Origin of the sequence: Kyrpidia spormannii, from assembly GCF_002804065.1 — a bacterium.
Lineage (GTDB): Bacteria > Bacillota > Bacilli > Kyrpidiales > Kyrpidiaceae > Kyrpidia > Kyrpidia spormannii.
In genome coordinates this window covers 312765-331529 of sequence record NZ_CP024955.1, presented here as the reverse complement: position 1 = coordinate 331529, position 18765 = coordinate 312765, and the positions used below count along the sequence as shown (strand labels likewise).

The following is an 18765-nucleotide window of genomic DNA, read 5'->3' as shown; positions in this document are numbered from 1 at the left end:
TTTGGTAATGAACGGGTCCACGCGCATGCAACGCGTTCTTAGCAACTAAACACTGGTCCAACTCCATAATACACTGCCAAATCCCCCGGCCACAGATCGGGCCATCAAGACCGGTCGGCACAGAGGCGCCCTCCTTTTCCAGACGCAGGACTATCGTTAATCCCCCCACTCGTTAAGCGCACCCTACCTACCGCCCTAAGTAGCAAGGCAAACAGTAATATGGCTACGCTCCATTGGACAATGCCTGCAGTATCGCTCGTAAAACCGCCGCAAACCCAGCCCGCAAACACCACATAAAGCGTATAATCCCTGACCGTTTGAAGCCTAGACAAGTAACGATCAACAACGGCAGTAAGTAGGCCAGGAAGCCACCCAAGAAACAAACCAATCAAACCAAAATTCATGTACAGCTCTTGCGACATCGTTACATTAAAACCGAAATTTGTTTTCCAATAACTCTCGCCCCAATAATAGGAATTCAACGTATCAACTACTGTCGGCACATTCAGTTCGTTCCGTAATGACGGCGAAAAAAAACGCAAAGGAACAGCTAGATAGCCGGATCCCTCTAGTTCCCCGTTTCTCTTCACAAAGTCAATTACAACCGGCCAAACATCAGCATTATCAAAATTAGGCTTAGACAGTATATTCTCCCTTACAAAATCAGTGACACGAAGAGGCACGTTTTGGTCCTGATGTGTATCAACAGTGGGCCGTGATATGGTCAACACTTCGTTGACCACTGGTCTTATGGTAAATAAGAGTACCAAAGCCGCAACTCCAAATGTAACAGCTCTTTTCACACTTAACCGGTGGAGTCTGTCCAACATCCACAGAAATAATATAATCCCGATTAAAATAAAGCCGCGCTGGTACAAAAGTGACAGTAAAACCACGCATACACCGACTACAAGTGCACCCACAAGCAGGCGTAAAGGGGTCATCTTGTATTGTAGACGAACGAAAACTAACGGTAGAACCATCGTAAGTGGTATCACAGCAAGCGGGAAAAGATATTTTCCGAAAGGAACAACGGACGTGAGTGTTTGGCTTCTGCGGGTAGGCAACCACAACCCATGGGAAAGGAGGTGAATGGCCAAGACTGCCCCTAGCCCGAGAAGTAGCGATACTACTAATCCGGATTTTGATGGTTTAAGCTGAATCTTCACATGGTTACCCCATGTTGATCGGTATCTGATTAAGTAGCCAACAGCATAGGTAAACATAAACAGGAATTGGTATATCATTCCACTCTCATACGCCCAAGTTCCCCCGGCAGTAGGATACAAAGTATAACTATCAGCAATAGCACTCAACGCAGGCCGTATCCCGAAAGCTATACTGGCCATGATCAGAGTCAGATGAAACGTTGTCATGATCGGTCTAAATGTAATGAAAAAACATATAAGATAAAAAGCAACGTGCACCGCCGAAAGTACCAACCTGAATTCCGTATCACTCAAAGGTAACCACCCCCGGTCAGTCTCCTGAGGTCTACATGTGCATGGTCAAAATACAGTACGACATACATGTATCCGCACTACCTTTTCAAGTGTTAAAGTTCACCGTGCGCATCTATGTTCGGTAGACACGCAGAGGTTCTGGCAAGGTTCAAATAGACCGAATTGATTTCTCAACTATCGTTTCGGGGTAGGCCATGACGTCTCTACCTTGTTCCCCGCTTTCAAAGAACGTCCCCAGACGTGACTGACCATACGTCACCGAAGAATTGACATGTACATGTTCATAAAGCTATCAGCTAGTGAATCAAATTCGAGCTCACGTGGATAGACGGGCCGTCTGTGCAGCGCTTCGCCGATTCCTGCAACCAATGCGTTAACATCACCCGGAGGGACAAGTACACCATTCACCCTCGGAACATCTTCTATAAATCCCCCTAAAGAAGTTGCAACCACCGGCACATTGAAAGCAGCCGCAATCAAGGGAACGCTCGACTGCGTCGCATGTTTGTAGGGTAGAACACAAACTGAAGCCCATTGGAATAGATGAGCAACCTCTTTGTCATCAAGAAACCGGTTATGTAACTCAAAGACATCGGGGTGTTCTTTTATTTTTTGTAGAATCTCAGTCTCCAGGTTGCCAGGGCCCGCAATGACCACCCGTACCTTCCCTTTCAAGGCTAACCCAGCCTCAACCAATATATCAAGACCCTTATAAGCCTCTAATCTACCAAAAAATAGAACAATCGGCTCGCGTTGGATTCCTTGCTCCCTGTGCTTCAGAAATCTCCTTGCCAAGCTGCCATGAGGTATTATGTGAATGAAAGTTTCATCAATGCCCTGCTTAGCCAGTAGCGGCTTAAACCGTGCTGTATGGATGTGGATGGCTGTTGCCTGCTTCAGAGTGAATCCTCTCATTCGAGCATTCAGAGATTCCCATACATTTCCTGGATGTGGTTCTGGATCGTGTAGAGTTACAAGCAAAGGAACCCCAGCCTTTCTCGAAGCCCAAGCAAAAAAGAGTCCCCAAGGATATCCTTCGCCATTAAACAGATGGATTACATCGGGTTCTAATGCCTTGATACGTCTCCATACGCACCAAGCCTCTAAAATGTTTAACAGATGGAGCAGACGTCGACCACGAGTTTCCCCCATGTAAAAGCAATGTAACCGGTCGATACCCTCGGCATACTCGTAGTGAGAAGGGGCAAAAACGTAAAGTTCAACCTTGCCACTCAAACCCCTCGCGAGTTCACTAACATACTGCCCCATGGCCCCTCCCACGGACAATGCAATCACAACAACGCGCACGTTCTAATCCTCCTGAACCTGGATTTAAATATCCCCTACTCACACCCCGCCTAATCCACCAGTTGCTTATACACATGTATAAGTTTGTCCGCAACGCTATCCCACGATAAATGATCCAACACGTACTGTCTCAGACCCTCCTGAGGACCGTTTGTGTAAGCGTCCAGTACTGTTGCTTGTATGGATGATAGGGATCCTGGATCACAATAGTAGATTCTGGAGCCCACATAGTCATACAAAGTTGGGTATTTCCCGGACACGACGGCCGCTCCGCTTGCGGCAGCCTCCAGTGTAACCAAGCCAGGAGATTCAGTGATAAGGCTTGGGAGAACATGAACCCTAGGGGTCCTATGAAAAAGTCTTTGAGTCGGCGAAAATCTCCCATATGTAGTGTCCGCCTAACATTCAATGTACTATATATGCACGATCTTCATTGGATCAAGGACTTGTTCACAGGACCCATAGCAGATAGTTTCCTAAAAACTGTGCACCGCATAATTCGACATGCTTGAAGGGTCTTTGTCACTCCCTGATCACTTGAAGCCCATAGCGCCATCGGAATGAAACGGGGTGCTCGTTGAGTTCGTCCAAGTACCGTTCGATCCGTTCCCGCAGTTCCTCCTTCGAGTTCACCCGGATGTGCCGTAGAACAGTCCGGCTCATCTTGGCGAAACAAGATTCGATGATATTGAGCCAGGAACCGTGTTTCGGGGTGAACACACATGTAAAACGGCCCGGCACGCTTTCCAAATAGTCTCGGATCTGCTTGGACGTATGAGCGGAGTGGTTGTCCAGAATGATGTGGATCTCTACACCTGGCGAAGGCAAGCGTCTGTATGGGCTTGGCTGGATTCGGGCACGCCCGCAGACCACCAGCGAGACGGTCATCGCCCTTCAGATGCTGGTGATGAATCTGGAGCGCCGACTGCGAATTCTTTTGTGCACTTTTTTCGGATGGCTCTTCCGGTCAGGCCCCCTTTCCGTATGCGCCGATCGGAGATTCGTTCAGCAGGCCCTAAGTAGAGAATCAATCCATTCGTTTTTGGCTGTTCATCGGATTTGGTCTTTAAGTCCGAATGGAATCGTCCACCCTGTTTCATATTTTACTAGGTACAAACATTGACCTCACTATAGCCCTAACAGCCTTCCAATTCTTTTTTACGACAAGTTTAGCCAGACGCCCACCTACTCCAATGCTAATTGGAACCCATGGCATCACACAGTATCTTTGAAAGAAACGTTTGGCTGATCTATTGAAGTAAAAATGAAATGCCTCGCTACCTTCCCCTATCGACCCAGAAACTTTATGGAAAACCTTAGAATTTGGGGCTACTGCCAATTTCCACCCAGCTTTTCTTAAACGAAAACTTATATCGGTATCCTCCCAATACATAAAGTAGTCTTCGTCAAGATACCCTACATCTCGTAAGGCATCTGATCGGAGAAGGATACTCGCTCCAACAACATAGTCTAGACGTTGTGAGGGGACGGGAGTTATAAAATGTCCGGCCCTTCCAATCCATGTATTCACCCAACCACCACCCCAAACCTGGATCTTCTCAGGACAATTCATGTAATAAACTACCGAACCTACAGCACCGATGGTGACATCCGATTCTGCAACTTGCACAAGCTCAAAGAGAGCAGTTCGAGACACAGTAGTATCATTATTTAATAACCATACATATGCTGCATAATGATTCAAAGCATACCGAATCCCAATGTTATTGCCACGAGCGAATCCAACGTTCTCCTTGGCTTCCAAAATTATTACATTCGGATAATTTTTTCTTAGGAGCTCGACCGAACCATCATCAGATCCATTATCAATAACAATAATCCTGTAAGTTGGATACTCTAAATCCCGAAGAGATGTTAAGCAACGCGATGTGTCTTCATAACCATTCCAGTTTATAACAACGATATAAACCGACGGGCAGCTCACGTTTGTGTCACCTCGCGTTCATGTTCACGGACGATCTGTTCAGCCAGGTTCTGATAATCCCTGATTACACGTTCTCGACCTCCGTACCGCTGGAACTCCGTCAACTTAGTGAAAGTCGCTGCTCTGTAGAACATCATAAACAAAGATAGATACCAACCACGCCACCCGTCCCGGAAACCTTGCAACAAAACGTAGCGAATAAGAAACTCCTTTATCATTGTCCATATTATAGTTATCGTTGAGGGCCTTTGGCCTCGGTCATATGCCTGTACAGCTTCAATCGTGGTATACCGGTTCAATTTTTCAATAAATTGCGTGGCATCAATATAGTTGAAATGGATCAAAGCTAGACCCGGCTCGGTGTATTCTATCTCATACACACGTGCATCTGATGTGGGCTGAGGCGGCTTATGGATATCCTCACTCATGATCAGCATATTACGCTTAAAGAACCGCATATGCCTATCCTGACCCGGTCCCCAGCCACAAAAATACATTGGTGCTCCTAATAGATAGTTAAGCCTAGGTATCTTTACAACGTCTGCCCTATCATCCTCCACAATCTGACATAACATCTGGCTGAGAGACAGCGGAACGACTTCATCAGCATCTAGAACGAGAATCCAATCACCTTGAGTCCTGGATATAGCATAGTTACGCGCTGGTTCAACAAAGCCGATACGGTCATGATAAAAAACTTTAGCTCCATATTGCTTGGCAATCTCGGTCGTTCGGTCTTCACTATACATATCAACAACCACGATTTCATCTGCCCAATTCTTTACAGAGCGCAAAGCAAATGCTAAATTTTTTCTTCATTAAATGTATTTATGACCACAGAAATCCTAGTATCCACAACACTTCACCTCACCCGTGTTCGCCTCAACCAGTTAACATTTTTTCTGGACGATTCACCCAACCTCTTTACTTCGGTATACCAAAGGTATTCCAAGTACCCTCTGTAGTCCGTGTCCGGCATATCCCGGATCAATGCTTCCAGATCATCCAGCGAAATATATCCCACACGATAGGCAATCTCCTCAAGACACGCGATTTTGAGACCTTGGCGCCGTTCCACCGTGGCCACGAAATTCGCCGCATCGAGCAAACTCGGCGGGGTTCCCGTATCGAGCCAGGCGATTCCCCGCCCCATGATCTCCACCCGCAATTGTCCTCTCCGCAAATATTCCCGATTCACGTCGGTGATCTCAAGCTCACCCCTGGCGGACGGTTTGAGTGCCTTTGCGATCTGCACCACCTCATGATCGTAAAAATACAAGCCGGAGACCGCGTAATTCGATTTGGGCTGAGACGGCTTTTCCTCCAAACCGACAACTCGCTGATCCTCGTCGAATTCCACGACCCCGTAGCGCTCGGGATCTTTTACCCAATAACCGAAGATCACGGCCCCATGTTCAAGGAGGGTATGTCGACGGACCATCTCCCCAAGTCCGTGTCCGTAAAAAATGTTATCTCCAAGAATCAGACAGACCGAATCGTTCCCGATGAACGATTCCGCAATGAGAAATGCTTGAGCAATCCCCGCAGGTCTTTCCTGTTCCATATATGATAGTCTGATCCCCAACCGCGACCCGTCCCCCAAAACCCGCTGATAAAGGGGAAGATCTCTGGGTGTCGAAATCAGTACGATATCCCGGATCCCCGCCAATAAGAGAGTCGAAAGCGGGTAGTAGATCATGGGCTTATCGTAGACCGGCATGAGGTGTTTGCTGGCAACCGACGTCATGGGATGCAACCGGGTCCCCGAACCACCGGCCAACAGAATGCCTTTCATCGGTATCTCTCCTTACCCCTTCTGGATCTGCCAAAACGAATCACCCAATACATCCCACGGCAATCGGTTTTCATCGGGTTGCTCAGGATCAAATTGTTGGTTGACCAAGTACATCATGTACGCATCCTGAGCCCAAATGTTGGCCACACCGTGGGCAACACCGCGAGGGATGTAAAGGACCTGCGCTTTGCCCGCCCCCATCACGAAACGCATGGTGTTCCGATAGGTTGGAGAAGATGTCCGGACATCCAGCAGCCCCACCAACAATCGGACCGTGGGCGGGATAAACCAGACATCCTCTTGATTGAAATGAAAATGCCAGGCTTTCACCGCTCCCGGCAACACCACCGAATAGTTCACTTGGCGCACCTGAAATTCCGGCAATACGGCCAAACAACCTTGTTCGTCAAGTCGAGCCAACTCTGTAAAAGCACCTCCGTCATCCGTAAACCACCGCAGATCCAAGATCTGCACGCCCTCGATCCTGGGTTTGGGACCATACTCCTGGGTCGTCACAAGCTCGCGGTATTCAACCCCGATATCGTTCAGGGATAATCTGGGAAGCGCATGATCGTTCACAACTCTCACCCTTCTTTCTGTGCCTCGGTTAGATCGTGGCGCACAAAGTCCCGAAGCGCTTCCCGCCAGGGGCGTAAAGCCTCCAGCCCGTTCAGACGAATCGCCTGATGATCCAACACGGAGAAAGCGGGTCTTGCCGCCGCCCGCGCCAGTTCCCGCGAAGAAATGGGCTCCACCTGAACGTCACTGAATCCGGCCTCTTTGAAAATGGCCTTGGCAAATTCATACCAAGAACAACTTCCCGAGTTCGAAGCGTGGTAGGTGCCGAACAGATTGGTCGAAATCAGCCTTCCAATGAAACGGGCCAGATCCATGGTGTATGTTGGGGAGCCGATCTGATCGTTCACAACCCGGACAGGTTTTCCCTGACGGGTCAATTCCAGCATTGTCTTCACGAAATTTTTCCCGTTACGTCCGTATAGCCAGGAGGTGCGCACAATGAAATGCCGCCGATTGAAGAAAGCGGTCATCTGCTCCCCCGCCAATTTCGAACGTCCGTACACGTTAATTGGCGATGGGGTGTCGAACTCTGAGTACGATGGTTTCTTTCCGTCGAACACATAATCCGTACTGACATACACAACCTTCGCCCCCACCGCCTCTGCGGCCGCCGCCACGTTCCTCGCTCCGATGGCGTTTACCCGGAATGCTTCATCCGGATCTCTTTCGGCTTCGTCCACCCGGGTGTAAGCCGCGGCGTGGATGACCACTTCCGGACGCACATCCTCAATCACCCGAGACACTCGGTCGTTATCGGTCACATCCAGATCTCTGTGACTGAAGGGTACGACAGTGTCCTCGGTCTCCAACACCCGGATGAGGTCACACCCCAACTGTCCATTCGCACCCGTAACAATAATCTTCATCCTACAAACCCCATTCGCCTGCTGTATTGCCGTTCATAGTAGCGCATATAGTCTTTTGACTTTACCCTTTGCAGCCACTCTTGGTGGTCCAAGTACCATTGAATGGTCTGCCGTAACCCTTCTTCGAACCCATATTGGGGAGCCCAACCCAATTCCCTGCGAATTTTCGTCGCGTCGATGGCGTACCTGCGGTCGTGGCCCGGCCTGTCCTGCACATGTTGGATCAGTGATTCCGGCTTGTTCAACAGGCTCAGAATCCGTTTGACAACCTCAAGGTTCGTCCTCTCGTTATGTCCCCCGATGTTGTAAACCTCCCCGGGACGACCGTGGTGGATGACCTGATCAATCGCCCGACAGTGATCCAGTACATGCAGCCAATCTCTCACCTGTTGTCCATCGCCGTACACCGGTATCGAACGATTTTCCAAGGCATTGGAAATTGTAAGGGGAATGAGTTTCTCTGGAAACTGGAATGGTCCGTAATTGTTCGAGCAACGGGTGATGTTGACATCGATCCCATATGTATGATGAGCGGCGCGGACGAGTAAATCCGCACTCGCTTTGCTCGCCGAATAGGGACTGTTTGGGGACAAAGGCGTATCTTCAGTGAAATAGCCGTCGCCGTTGAGACTGCCATATACCTCATCGGTAGACACCTGAATATATTTGGAAACCCCAAACTCCCGAACGGCATCGAGCAAAACTTGTGTACCCAAGACGTTGGTACGGACAAAGGGAGAGGCATCAAGAATGCTTCGATCGACATGGGATTCCGCTGCAAAGTTGACTATGACATCAAACCCGTCGGAAACCAAATCGAATACAAGCAACCTGTCACATATGTCGCCCTTCACAAACTGGTGGCGCGGATCATCCTCGACGTTTTTTAGATTTTCAAGGTTCCCCGCGTAGGTCAATGCATCCACGGTGACGATTCGATAGGTGGGGTGCTCATTCAACATATAATGAACGAAGTTACTGCCAATAAACCCGGCTCCTCCGGTTACCAATAGTTTCATAACCAATTCCCCCCCCCAAGAATTGACCAACGCATATAACATGAGTATTATATAACTCAAGTTTCGCACCCAGCATGAACCTTTAGATCGTTGATTTCACTGGGTTTTTGAGTCATAGATAAGCAAAACATCCTCATCTTTTGCTAGACTGGAGTTACCAAGACCAGAATCTACGCCAAAAAGAGAGGATGTTTCCTACATGATACGTGATTCTCAGCATCCAGATCAACTCCAATCTATGGTAATGGCGTTCTTCAAAGAGTACCAGGTTGGGAAACTGCTTAGAAAATCCCATATCACGAAACAAGCCGGCATTTCTGTCCTGGAAGTCTTTCGCCTGCTGTTTACACTGGTCTTTTACCAGCGCATTCTGAAGAGTGTTCTGGAACATCAACTCATGGACAAGTTCGGCAAGGACACGGTGTATCGGTTCCTCAACTCTCCCCGGCACAACTGGCGGCGCTTTCTGCTGTTGCTCAGCTCTGCGGTGGTGCACCGCTTTGCCCGACTTACGTCCGAGAACCGAACCGATGTGTTCATCATCGATGATTCTCTGTTTAGCCGCAGCCGAAGTAAAAAGATGGAACTGCTGTCTAAGGTCTATGATCATGTGTCTCATCAGTTTGTACGAGGCTTTCGCATGCTCACGTTGAGTTGGTCGGATGGGAACTCGTTTGTCCCCTTGTGCTTGTCGTTGTTGAGTTCTGAAAACAAACGAAATCGGCTATGTGGCATCAACGAATCGGTCGATAAACGCACCTGCGGCTATAAGCGGCGACAGGAGGGGACACGCAAGGCCACAGACGTCATGTTCAAACTGCTGGAACAGGCTCAAGCCATGGGTATCTCGGCCAAATACCTGTTGTTCGATAGCTGGTTTTCCTACCCATCGACGATTCTGCAGGCCGTTCGCCACTCTCTGCACCTCGTGTGCATGCTCAAGAATATGCCCAAGGTCCGATACGGCTATGAAGGCCAGCACTTCAGGCTTTCCCAGCTGTACCAAGCGATCCGCAAGCGCCGGGGCCGAGCCAAGATTCTGGGCTCCGTCACCGTCCAGTTGGGAGAGGGAGAAAACGGGGCAGCCGGTAGCGGCCAAGATTGTGTTCGTGCGAGATCGAAGCCGTTCCCGCAGGTGGCTGGCGCTTCTATGTACCGACACTCACCTGGCCGACGAAGAGATCGTCCGGATCTATGGGAAGCGATGGGACATCGAGACATTGTTCAAGGTCACCAAATCCTATCTCCGACTGGCGAAAGAACTTCAGGGGCGCACGTATGACCAAATGTTCGCGCACACAACCATCGTGTTCACCCGCTCCATCATGTTGTCAGTAACCTCCAGAGACGCTCGGGATCCCCGAACCAGCGGCGGTCTGTTTTTCGATTGCTGTAATGAACTCGACGATCTACGATTTATCGATGCACTCAGACTCCTTCTGGAGTTGCTCAGAACCGCCTTGGATCGAATCATCACACAGGACCACGACGTGATCGAGCAGATTGTACAGCAGTTCATCGAGCATTTACCCATCACAATCAAGGCAAAACTCGCTGCCTGAGGTTGCGAAATTTGAGTTATATAATTTTCCTAGAACAGCCACCGCCCACAGCACACCCATGTTCAAACTGCGGATAACATAGAAAAGATCCAATGAGCGGGCCGGCTGTGCTATCGACATTATACGACAGTAGCAGGACAGGACCAAGATAGTGCCGCCATAGAATATAGACACGATACCTCCGTGACTGTGTACATGCGTCTCTGAGTTGTTGGCCCGTCATTTACGCCAATCTCATCCGACCGCGCGGCATCGCCTGATCACTCCAGCGCTCGGGCCGCCGGGCCGCCCGCCCGATCAGGCACCCTTGTCCAAGCTTCACACCCATATCCAGTAGGCAGGCGAACTCCTCGGCGGTCTCGATCCCTTCACCGATCACCCGGGTGCCCGCCTCCCGGGCGTAGTCCAGGAGCAGCGCCGCCATTCGTCGGGCCGCCGCATTGTCGGCGATGCCCCGCACCAAGAAACGATCCAATTTAAGAAACTTCGGCTGTAAACAGACGAGGGTCTGGAGGCTGTTGTACCCGGTTCCCGCATCGTCCACCGCCACCCAAAAGCCCTGGGACGTTAATGGTGGAGCAGGCAGGCGAACCGGCCGTAGTCCTCAATCGCCCCGCGCTCGGTCAACTCGAGCACAATTTGGGAAGGGGAAAAGCCGTAATCCTCCACTAGGCGCAGGGTGTGCCCGGGCCGAAACGAAGGGTCCAAAATCACATGGGGATGGATGTTGAGGAAGAGCAGGGCATCCTGCAGGTCTCACTTCTCCCGACCTGTTCCGCAAACCGGCACAGGGCCATATCCCGGCAACTGCGCTCCACGACGAACACCTGGGTGGACTGCCCGACATAACGGTAAAATGCCTCCGCATTGGCAAACGACGAGCTCAGCGGCGGCCGGTTCAACACCTCAAACCCGATAGTCTCCCCGTCGGCCAGAGGGATGATGGGCTGAAACAGTGTCACCATGTTGCGGTCCCGGATGAACCGCTCCAGCTCCCGACGCTGCACCGCCTCTTCATCAACTCCCACCTCCGCCGCACCCCTTCCCGCCCGGCGCACACCCATGCGGACAGCTCCTGTTTCCATGATCGGGGCCCCTGGGGCATTCTTCCTCTCCATAATCCCAATCAGCATGGATTGGAGGCCTTAAAACCCCGGTACAGAGGCGGACGACCGCGGACCTTTACCGAAGAACAAAGAGCCGCGATCATTGAGTTGGCCCAGATCCCGCCAAACACCTTGGGTTTGCCCTTTACCCATTGGTCACTGTCCAAGCTCAAAGAGGAGGCCGAAAGGCGGGGCATCGTGACCTCCATTAGCATTGAGACTATCCGTGTCATTCTGGAGGAAGCCGACATCACCTACCAGCATACCAAGACATGGAAAGCCTCGAATGATCCTGAGTTTGAGGTAAAAAAAACGAATCCAGTCGCTCTACCGGAATCCGCCTAAAGACGGACGGGTCATCTGCATTGACGAGTTTGGACCGTTGTCCATTCAGCCGTTTTCCGGTTGCGGATGGTACCCGAAAAGTCGGCCCGATCGATTGCCGGCAACGTACCGCCGCACCCACGGGGTGAGGCACTTGTTTGCGGCTCTGGATCTGAAAGCGGATAAGCTGTACGGGCACGTCTCATCCAGCAAGAAGCACCAGGACATACTGCGTTTTCTCAAGTTGCTCCGCCGGCGGTATCACCGGTCTGAACGGCTGTACGTGGTCTTGGATAATTTTTCACCTCACAAGCATCGTACTGTGACTGAGTGGGCTGCAGAAAACGATGTAGAACTGGTTTTTACACCGACCCAGGCATCATGGTTGAACCGAATCGAATGTCATTTTGCTCCGTTGCGATCGTTTGTGTTGCGTGGGAGTCACTATCCAAATCACGAGGCGTTGGCCACAGCGATTCGGTCGTACCTGCGTTGGCGAAACAAGCACAGCCGCCATGCCAGACTTCTACGTGAGCAAAAGAAGATCAAGGTTGTCTGAAAGGGCACTCGTTTAATTTCACATGATTTCAAGCCAACACCCAATGTCAACTTGCAACCGTACAGACATCTTTCTTCAATTCCCGCAACCAACGAGGACAGGGGGAATACCGCCCATCGAAATCATGATGAGATACATACAAGTGGCTGCATCACCTCATCTCCTCATCGAAAACGGCCTCTCGCGATTCGACGCTCTGAAAAAAGCAACGTTCCATTGCGTCGACCGAACGCTGCCAAGTAAACCGCTGAATAAACCGGTTTCCTCTGTATGCCAGGTCAATCCGCAATCTCGGGCTGGCAAGGAGCCTTTGAACTTGATTAGCCATGGCGGAAGGATCTCGTGGTGGAACGAGCAATGCCGTCTCCACATCCATCGCAAATTCACGGTGTCCCCCGATATCTGTGGCTACCACCGCCGCTCCGCAAATCATGGCCTCCGATGCTGGAAGCCCCCATCCTTCACTCCAACTAGTTGCCAAAAAAACAGCCGCCTCGTTGTACAATCGGCGAAGAACTCGCTGAGGAGGATTTTGAAAATACTCGATCCATGAGGGAAGTCCCGAAGGTTTCGACGGAACACCGAACAATGTCACGTGAAGATCCGGTTGGCATTCCTTCACCATCTCCAGAGCCCGCAATCCATCCCGGGATCCCTTCCAGTCATACTCGTGGTACAGCATCATGACACGGCATCCGTCCCGATCTTCAGGAGGAATGTCCATCCCAAACGCCTCAATATCCAAGCCATTTGGTATGTACTCGGCTGTTTCGCCCATCTGTTCCGCGATGTCCTGCAGCCATTTTGCGATGACGATCTTTCGAAGGGGAAGGCTCCAGGTGTTCATCACTCTTTCCTCAGGACCAGACCACGTTTCTTTGTGCTGAATGAGATAGAACTTCCTGCCTTTTGCCGGGGAATATTCCGCGACCCATTCGGCGGTTTGCCAAGCTGTTGCAACTATGACCTCCCCATCAGGGATATATCGTTCTTTCAAGGACGGCAACCACACCAACCGTACAGCTGGATCAGCTCGGAACCAAGAAGAAGGCCGATACGACCCATCCCAGCTTCTTTGTACGTAGCGTAACCATCCTTTACTCCGAGTCACCAAAGAAGCATCCTTTTTGAGAACTGCCGGATGCACCACCGTAACCTGATGCCCACGACGCGCAAGCCCATTGGCGTATTCATAGACAACCTTGAAACCACCCACAGGATGATGACCCGAACCTGGGAGAATGAATGTGATCTTGGCGGGCGTCCCCAACTGTCTCCGCCCCTTTCATTTATAGTTTGCACTAGGTCAATAAGCGGATGGCCTCGATCTCCTCACGACTTAGTCCGGTTCCTTCCGCCACTTGCTCCACAGTCAGCCCCATCCCCAAGAAGTTCTTTGGCACCTCCTTTCGTGCCTCCCGATCCCTTCATTCTCTCCCCTCTTTCCTCCCCTTGTTCTCTTCCCTCCTGCCCTGCTCCTTCCACAAAAACTCCAGCGTCGTCAACGCCTTTTTGACCGCCGGATCCCCCATAGCCAATCCCTCCAACTGCTCCTTCGTTTTCGCCGTGAAAACAACACCCGGCGGGCACCGCATATTCGGCGGCGCCAGAGTGTGGTCTTACCCAGCGTCCTCCGCCCAGTGCATCGCCCACCGCGCGAAGAAGCCCGACTTACCGCCCCTGACCCCGATGCCAAGCCCTCGCCGAGGCCACGATCTCCCGCAGGCCGTGCCGCGGTTGCGAGTCGATTTCCCGCAGCCGGCCTCCGTCCGCCACCAGCACCGGCGGATCCCCCGGACGCCGGCCCCCAGCTCCACCGGGACGGTCCGCCCGGACACCTCCTCGGCCATCCGGATCACCTCGAGCACCGAATGCCCCCGCCCCGTCCCGACGTTGAAAATCGCCGAAGGGTGACCGCCATCGAGTGCCGCCAGCGCCTCCAGATGGGCGTCAGCCAGATCCAGCACGTAGATGTAGTCCCGAATGCACGTTCCATCCGGTGTCGTAATCCGTGCCGAACACCGTCACCTGCTCCCGCCGGCCCAGCGCCGCCTCAAGCACGATGGGGATCAAATGCGTCTCCGGGTCGTGCCGTTCACCCAATCGCCCGGACGAGTCAGCTCCCGTCGCATTAAAATGCCTCAGTGCCACCCACTGCATCGGAAAAGTGGTCTACAGCCAACCCAGCACCTGCTCCAGCATCACCTTCGACGCACCGAACGGATTGATCGGCCGCACCGGGTGCTCCTCCGGAATCGGCACCCCTCTGGATTCCCGTACACCGCCGCCGTGGAGGACAGCACGATCCGACTCGCCCCGGCCTCGCACAACGCCCGAAAAAAACGCGATCCCCCTCGCGGCATTTTCCGCAAAGTACACCTCCGGGTGCCGCACGGATTCACCCACGACGCTTTTCGCCGCAAAATGCATCACCGCACCCACCCGGTGCTCTTCGACGATCAGGCGAACGCCGTCCCCATCGCCCACATCCCCCGGTACGTATGGAATCTCCCACCCCGTCAGCGCTTCCACAGCACGCACGGTTTCCCGATGCCCGGTGCTCTCATTCTCCAGCACCACCACCGGCCGCACCGCCTCCACCAACCGCTTCACCACATGGCTGCCGTGTACCCGGCCCCACCCGATTACCAATACTGTGTCCATTCCCCGCACCCGCCCTCTCCCGATTGGTTTCGCTCATTTGTACGGTTTTGACGGCAGTATACGCCATCACGGGGGCTTCGCTCAACACGCGGCTTGTTGCGGAGCCGCTGATTCCAGGGCGATCGGCAGCCGGCCGGAGATCGTCGCAGCGCATCTGTTGATCCAATCTTATTATACCAATTGGCGTTCGTTCGCTTCGCAGTAGTAGCTTTACAGGACATATGTCCACGAGACGCCTTGAGTTCCTGCAAAGTGGGGTGCGATAATATTGGTTGAAACGCACCAATTCGAACGATACAATCGTTTTCAGGGGTGGAGTCTGGCGATAACAAAGCTCACCTCGGGGATTTCTCAATTAAGGATGGTGGGAACGATGATCTTGATTTACCTTAAAAATGCCGAGGAAGTAAACCCTGAGACAGACTGTCTTGACCGTACGATGGTCGGGTGGAGGAATGGCATGTCGCCACAGGATCTTTACCAAGCAGGTCGAGCGTGTTAGAGGGTCAACCGCGAACGAGCCCGTGGAGAACAGTACGTCCTTTTCGTTGCCGGGAATACGGTGCGTGGAGCTATGGAAATTCAAGATGTTGTTCCATGTCATGATGGTCGGTGCCTATTCGAAGGAAAGATGCTTGAACGAGGAGATCCCATTTTCGATAAATATGTCGGCAGTCCTCCTCCCGTCCGGTCACACGGTAATCCCATTCACTACTGGGATCCTTGATCCTTTCAATAATTCAAAATCACAATAGACGTTGCGAACGATTTGGAGCAAGGCACTGCAAACCTGCACAGGGCCATTTCCCGGCAGGTGCGTTCCACGGCGAACACCTGGGTAGACTGCCCGCTCCAGTTCCCGGCGCCGCACCGCTTCCCGCCCGGCGCACACCCACGCGGACAGCTCCTGTTTCCATAATCAGGGGAGATAAATCGACATCATACAGTTACTTGTCTTTGCGCAACCACAAATGGACTTGGTCAAGTTGTCTACGGTATCTATAAACATTACGACAGCAACGCCGTAAACAAAGAAAAGGAGTTTAGGTGTACAAGCTAACTTACGGTTGAACAGACGCCCGCATCGTTGCGGTAACGGTCCGGCCGGCTGATGGTGTTACACTCTAAAGTTGTTCGCTTCCAAAAAGGCTTCGACTGTGTTGAATGCATTGAAAAAAAAGAGGCGTACCGGCAAAGGAGAGCGGGCTCACCGGGCCAATGGTCATGAACGAATATTGGCGGCTGGCGGTATCAAAAGCCGAGTGGGGATCCCGGAAAAGCTGATAGAGACCCAAAGCCGGCCCGGCGAAACCAACGAGCTGACGCAGCGCCTGAAATTCCTGACCAAAGTCCCAATCCAAACCCGAAAAAGAAGACGCGCAACTGTTGAAGGATCTCGGTGTGAAGGCTTGAAAGGGTTTGACTGATAAACAGCCATCCCAGCCCATATTTGCGAGTGGTACGCGCCGCATCCACGAGGACGTCCCGCACCCCGCGCCCCGTTGCTGCTTGATTCAAAACTTCCAACAGCCGTTTGATGACCAGCATTTGAATGTCCTCGTTCTACAACAAGCCTTCGACATGCTCTTTGGACAGATCTATAATCAAAATCGGACGTTGCTCAACATCGAGGTTCAACAGCCATCCCAGGGCTTTTTCAATCGGTCTTGCCTGAGGACGATTTTCGCGCGGAACGTTAGAGTCTCAAGTAGTGGTGTAAATTTGGCCCTCCACAATTGACGAGGAAGCCATCGTGCGTGTCTACTAGAGTGTGGAAACCAAACCAGTAGGAGGTCACGCAACGATGGCTTCTCTCAACAGTTTCGCAGTTCTTGAGTGGATTCGCAAGATCCAGGGTGAGGAACAGATCGATTTCTTGCGTGAACTGATGCAGATGTTCGCCCAATCTTTAATCGATGCCGAGGCCACGCAAAAGGTCAGCGCGAACCCTTACGAGCGCACTGAGGAACGCAGGACGCAACGCAATGGCTACCGGAAACGGGAGTGGGATACTCGTCTTGGGACTCTCGACCTGAAGATCCCCAAACTTCGCCAGGGAAGCTTTTTCCCGTCGATTCTGGAGCCACGCCGCCGGGCGGAACAGGCCCTAGCCGCCGTGGTCCAGGAGGCCTATGTCAATGGGGTCAGCACCCGGAAGGTGGACGATGTGGTTCGGGCGCTTGGGCTGGATGGCATCAGCAAAAGTGAAGTCTCTCGTTTGTGTGCTGGATGAGGACATCCAACAGTTCAAAGGGCGGCCGCTGGAACGGGAATATCCGTATGTCTGGCTGGACGCCACCTTCCCCAAGGTGCGGGAAGGCGGGCGGGTCCAGAGCATGGCCTTTGTGATCGCCATCGGGGTGACCGATACTGGGGAGCGTGAGGTGCTGGGGTTTGACATCGGGACCAGTGAGGACGGGGCATTCTGGACCGAGTTTCTCAGAGGGCTGAAAGAGCGTGGACTTCGGGGAGTCAGGCTGGTCATCAGTGATGCCCACCTTGGCCTGCGGCAGGCGATTTCAGAAGTGCTGACAGGCGCTGCGTGGCAGCGGTGCAAAGTGCATACCCTCCGCAACGTCCTGAGCCAAGTGCCGAAGAAACAGCAGCCGATGGTGGCGGCGATCATCCGGACCATCTTTGCCCAGCCCACCCAGGAGGCGGCCCGAGGACAGCTGCGCCGGGTGGTCGAGGAACTGCGGGGCAAGTTCCCGAAGGCCATGCAGATCCTGGAGGCGGCGGAGGAGGACGTATTGGCCTTCATGGCACTGCCTGGCGAGCATTGGCGGCAGATCTGCTCCACCAACCCACTGGAGCGGATGGGCCGTGAGATGAGACGGCGGATGGACGTCGTCGGGATCTTCCCGAATCGGGAATCCGTGCTGCGACTGATGGGATCCATCCTGCAGGAACAACATGAGGAGTGGATGGTGTCCCGCCGGTATTTCAGCCTCGAATCGATGGCGAAACTGAAGCCGGATCAGGCCCTGCTCGCGTCCGCATCCGTGCTACAGAAGTAAGTCTAAGCCTGAAGGGGGGGCGTGTATGCCACACGCAAACCTTGGCTTTGTCCCCTAGCTGCCGATACTCGCCCGGAAGGAGCGAGGTCAAGGGTGACCGACAGGTCAAGCGCAGCGTCCCTTGACGGAGCGACGACGGGCGATACACTTCCAGGCGGGGACAAAGGCAACCCTGTCACACTCTTGACACACATGGTGATTTTACACCACTTGACGGGACAGTACCCGCGGAACAGTTCTGCAACAGGTTTCCAATATTCGTGATAAAACAACTGCGGATCCGCTTCTTCCCATGCCTCGCGAAAACGTGCGCGTGAGGCCTCAGTTCTGTAGAAGATCTTCTGAATCCGTTCCTGCCCCAGCAACTCCCATACCATTTGAAAAGACTCATGGGTATGTAAATCCGTCAATTTGATCTTCTTTTTCTTAATATTATCAGCCAGGGTTTCGCACGCCGTCATGCGGTTTTCGCCTTTGGGCATGGTCAGATTTTGGAAAAAGGAGGATTCGTACAGGATCTGTATGAAGAGTTCCCAACGATCAAGCACCAAATTTCGC

General features: G+C 52.3%; 18 protein-coding genes and 5 pseudogenes. 6 read left to right on the top strand and 17 right to left on the bottom strand.

From position 1 onward, the window contains the following. Positions 1 to 104: 104 nt before the first annotated feature. The 9 genes and pseudogenes from CVV65_RS01770 to rfbB all read right to left on the bottom strand — a co-directional run bounded on the left by CVV65_RS01770 (position 105) and on the right by rfbB (position 8975). Complete coding sequence (locus tag CVV65_RS01770) at positions 105 to 1169, bottom strand: hypothetical protein (protein ID WP_133121188.1); 1065 nt, start codon at positions 1167 to 1169, stop codon at positions 105 to 107. 549 nt (positions 1170 to 1718) lie between these two features. Next, on the bottom strand, positions 1719 to 2771 hold the full coding sequence (locus CVV65_RS01765) for a glycosyltransferase family 4 protein (RefSeq protein WP_100666689.1): 1053 nt from the start codon (positions 2769 to 2771) through the stop codon (positions 1719 to 1721). 522 nt (positions 2772 to 3293) lie between these two features. Next, positions 3294 to 3590 (bottom strand): annotated as a pseudogene (locus tag CVV65_RS01760) (transposase); the annotation flags it as partial. 277 nt (positions 3591 to 3867) lie between these two features. After that, complete coding sequence (locus CVV65_RS01755) at positions 3868 to 4716, bottom strand: glycosyltransferase family 2 protein (RefSeq protein ID WP_100666688.1); 849 nt, start codon at positions 4714 to 4716, stop codon at positions 3868 to 3870. Beyond that, a pseudogene (locus tag CVV65_RS01750) lies at positions 4713 to 5516 on the bottom strand (glycosyltransferase family 2 protein); the annotation flags it as partial. The gene CVV65_RS01755 and the pseudogene CVV65_RS01750, both read right to left, overlap by 4 nt. Positions 5517 to 5578: 62 nt before the next feature. Beyond that, entirely contained in the window at positions 5579 to 6511 is a 933-nt protein-coding gene (rfbA, locus tag CVV65_RS01745) for a glucose-1-phosphate thymidylyltransferase RfbA (RefSeq protein ID WP_100666686.1), read from the bottom strand. 12 nt (positions 6512 to 6523) lie between these two features. Beyond that, positions 6524 to 7090: a dTDP-4-dehydrorhamnose 3,5-epimerase family protein gene (locus CVV65_RS01740; protein WP_157935338.1), complete on the bottom strand. Its 567-nt coding sequence runs from the start codon at positions 7088 to 7090 to the stop codon at positions 6524 to 6526. Between the two features lie 5 nt (positions 7091 to 7095). Further along, positions 7096 to 7956 carry a dTDP-4-dehydrorhamnose reductase gene (gene rfbD, locus CVV65_RS01735; RefSeq protein WP_100666684.1) on the bottom strand — a complete coding sequence of 287 codons (861 nt, stop codon included), beginning with the start codon at positions 7954 to 7956 and terminating at the stop codon, positions 7096 to 7098. Further along, positions 7953 to 8975 (bottom strand): dTDP-glucose 4,6-dehydratase, encoded by a 1023-nt coding sequence (gene rfbB / locus CVV65_RS01730; protein WP_100666683.1) that lies wholly within the window; start codon positions 8973 to 8975, stop codon positions 7953 to 7955. Before rfbB ends, rfbD begins: the two co-directional genes overlap by 4 nt. 199 nt (positions 8976 to 9174) lie before the next feature. Between rfbB and CVV65_RS01725 the strand changes: the two are divergent. The 3 genes and pseudogenes from CVV65_RS01725 to CVV65_RS16875 form a co-directional block, all read left to right on the top strand. Continuing rightward, positions 9175 to 10038 (top strand): annotated as a pseudogene (locus tag CVV65_RS01725) (IS4 family transposase); the annotation flags it as partial. Beyond that, a pseudogene (locus tag CVV65_RS17365) lies at positions 9944 to 10213 on the top strand (hypothetical protein); the annotation flags it as partial. The pseudogenes CVV65_RS01725 and CVV65_RS17365, both read left to right, overlap by 95 nt. A 48-nt stretch (positions 10214 to 10261) precedes the next feature. Further along, a complete protein-coding gene (locus CVV65_RS16875; RefSeq protein WP_198592214.1) occupies positions 10262 to 10537 on the top strand; it encodes a hypothetical protein in 276 nt (91 codons plus the stop codon). Between the two features lie 223 nt (positions 10538 to 10760). Here the strand turns inward: CVV65_RS16875 and CVV65_RS01720 are convergent, their stop codons facing one another. Both CVV65_RS01720 and CVV65_RS16655 read right to left on the bottom strand, forming a co-directional pair. Further along, positions 10761 to 11123, bottom strand: coding sequence for an EAL domain-containing protein (locus tag CVV65_RS01720; RefSeq protein WP_100666682.1), 363 nt, complete (start codon positions 11121 to 11123; stop codon positions 10761 to 10763). A 124-nt stretch (positions 11124 to 11247) separates the two neighbouring features. After that, the gene (locus tag CVV65_RS16655) at positions 11248 to 11622 is read right to left on the bottom strand and encodes an EAL domain-containing protein (RefSeq protein WP_157935336.1); all 375 of its coding nucleotides are present in this window, start codon (positions 11620 to 11622) and stop codon (positions 11248 to 11250) included. 51 nt (positions 11623 to 11673) lie between these two features. Here CVV65_RS16655 and CVV65_RS17360 point away from each other — a divergent pair, with 51 nt between their 5' ends. Both CVV65_RS17360 and CVV65_RS01710 read left to right on the top strand, forming a co-directional pair. After that, the gene (locus tag CVV65_RS17360; RefSeq protein ID WP_157935335.1) at positions 11674 to 11988 is read left to right on the top strand and encodes a helix-turn-helix domain-containing protein; all 315 of its coding nucleotides are present in this window, start codon (positions 11674 to 11676) and stop codon (positions 11986 to 11988) included. After that, the gene (locus CVV65_RS01710) at positions 11960 to 12526 is read left to right on the top strand and encodes an IS630 family transposase (protein WP_100666680.1); all 567 of its coding nucleotides are present in this window, start codon (positions 11960 to 11962) and stop codon (positions 12524 to 12526) included. Before CVV65_RS17360 ends, CVV65_RS01710 begins: the two co-directional genes overlap by 29 nt. Before the next feature lie 151 nt (positions 12527 to 12677). Here the strand turns inward: CVV65_RS01710 and CVV65_RS16480 are convergent, their stop codons facing one another. From CVV65_RS16480 to CVV65_RS16870, 5 genes are all read right to left on the bottom strand, one after another. Then, a complete protein-coding gene (locus CVV65_RS16480) occupies positions 12678 to 13373 on the bottom strand; it encodes a glycosyltransferase family 4 protein (RefSeq protein WP_133121187.1) in 696 nt (231 codons plus the stop codon). A gap of 772 nt (positions 13374 to 14145) precedes the next feature. Then, complete coding sequence (locus CVV65_RS17045) at positions 14146 to 14493, bottom strand: hypothetical protein (protein WP_100666678.1); 348 nt, start codon at positions 14491 to 14493, stop codon at positions 14146 to 14148. Further along, entirely contained in the window at positions 14477 to 14677 is a 201-nt protein-coding gene (locus tag CVV65_RS17040; protein ID WP_232796677.1) for a hypothetical protein, read from the bottom strand. Before CVV65_RS17040 ends, CVV65_RS17045 begins: the two co-directional genes overlap by 17 nt. Positions 14678 to 14698: 21 nt before the next feature. Continuing rightward, complete coding sequence (locus CVV65_RS17035) at positions 14699 to 15190, bottom strand: GDP-mannose 4,6-dehydratase (RefSeq protein WP_232796676.1); 492 nt, start codon at positions 15188 to 15190, stop codon at positions 14699 to 14701. Positions 15191 to 16314: 1124 nt separating this feature from the next. Continuing rightward, positions 16315 to 16662: a hypothetical protein gene (locus tag CVV65_RS16870; protein WP_198592083.1), complete on the bottom strand. Its 348-nt coding sequence runs from the start codon at positions 16660 to 16662 to the stop codon at positions 16315 to 16317. Positions 16663 to 16994: 332 nt separating this feature from the next. Between CVV65_RS16870 and CVV65_RS01670 the strand changes: the two are divergent. Next, a pseudogene (locus tag CVV65_RS01670) lies at positions 16995 to 18207 on the top strand (IS256 family transposase). Between the two features lie 2 nt (positions 18208 to 18209). Here CVV65_RS01670 and CVV65_RS01665 read toward each other — a convergent pair. Further along, the gene (locus CVV65_RS01665) at positions 18210 to 18755 is read right to left on the bottom strand and encodes a hypothetical protein (protein WP_133121186.1); all 546 of its coding nucleotides are present in this window, start codon (positions 18753 to 18755) and stop codon (positions 18210 to 18212) included. Between the last annotated feature and the right edge of the window lie 10 nt (positions 18756 to 18765).

Bases quoted from the DNA above. Each gene is read 5' to 3' on its own strand.
- rfbD (WP_100666684.1), bottom strand. From the start codon at position 7,956: ATGAAGATTATTGTTACGGGTGCGAATGGACAGTTGGGGTGTGACCTC.
- rfbA (WP_100666686.1), bottom strand. From the start codon at position 6,511: ATGAAAGGCATTCTGTTGGCCGGTGGTTCGGGGACCCGGTTGCATCCC.
- rfbB (WP_100666683.1), bottom strand. From the start codon at position 8,975: ATGAAACTATTGGTAACCGGAGGAGCCGGGTTTATTGGCAGTAACTTC.
- CVV65_RS16875 (WP_198592214.1), top strand. From the start codon at position 10,262: ATGTTCGCGCACACAACCATCGTGTTCACCCGCTCCATCATGTTGTCA.
- CVV65_RS16655 (WP_157935336.1), bottom strand. From the start codon at position 11,622: ATGGAAACAGGAGCTGTCCGCATGGGTGTGCGCCGGGCGGGAAGGGGT.
- CVV65_RS16480 (WP_133121187.1), bottom strand. From the start codon at position 13,373: ATGAACACCTGGAGCCTTCCCCTTCGAAAGATCGTCATCGCAAAATGG.
- CVV65_RS16870 (WP_198592083.1), bottom strand. From the start codon at position 16,662: ATGCGGCGCGTACCACTCGCAAATATGGGCTGGGATGGCTGTTTATCA.
- CVV65_RS17035 (WP_232796676.1), bottom strand. From the start codon at position 15,190: ATGGACACAGTATTGGTAATCGGGTGGGGCCGGGTACACGGCAGCCAT.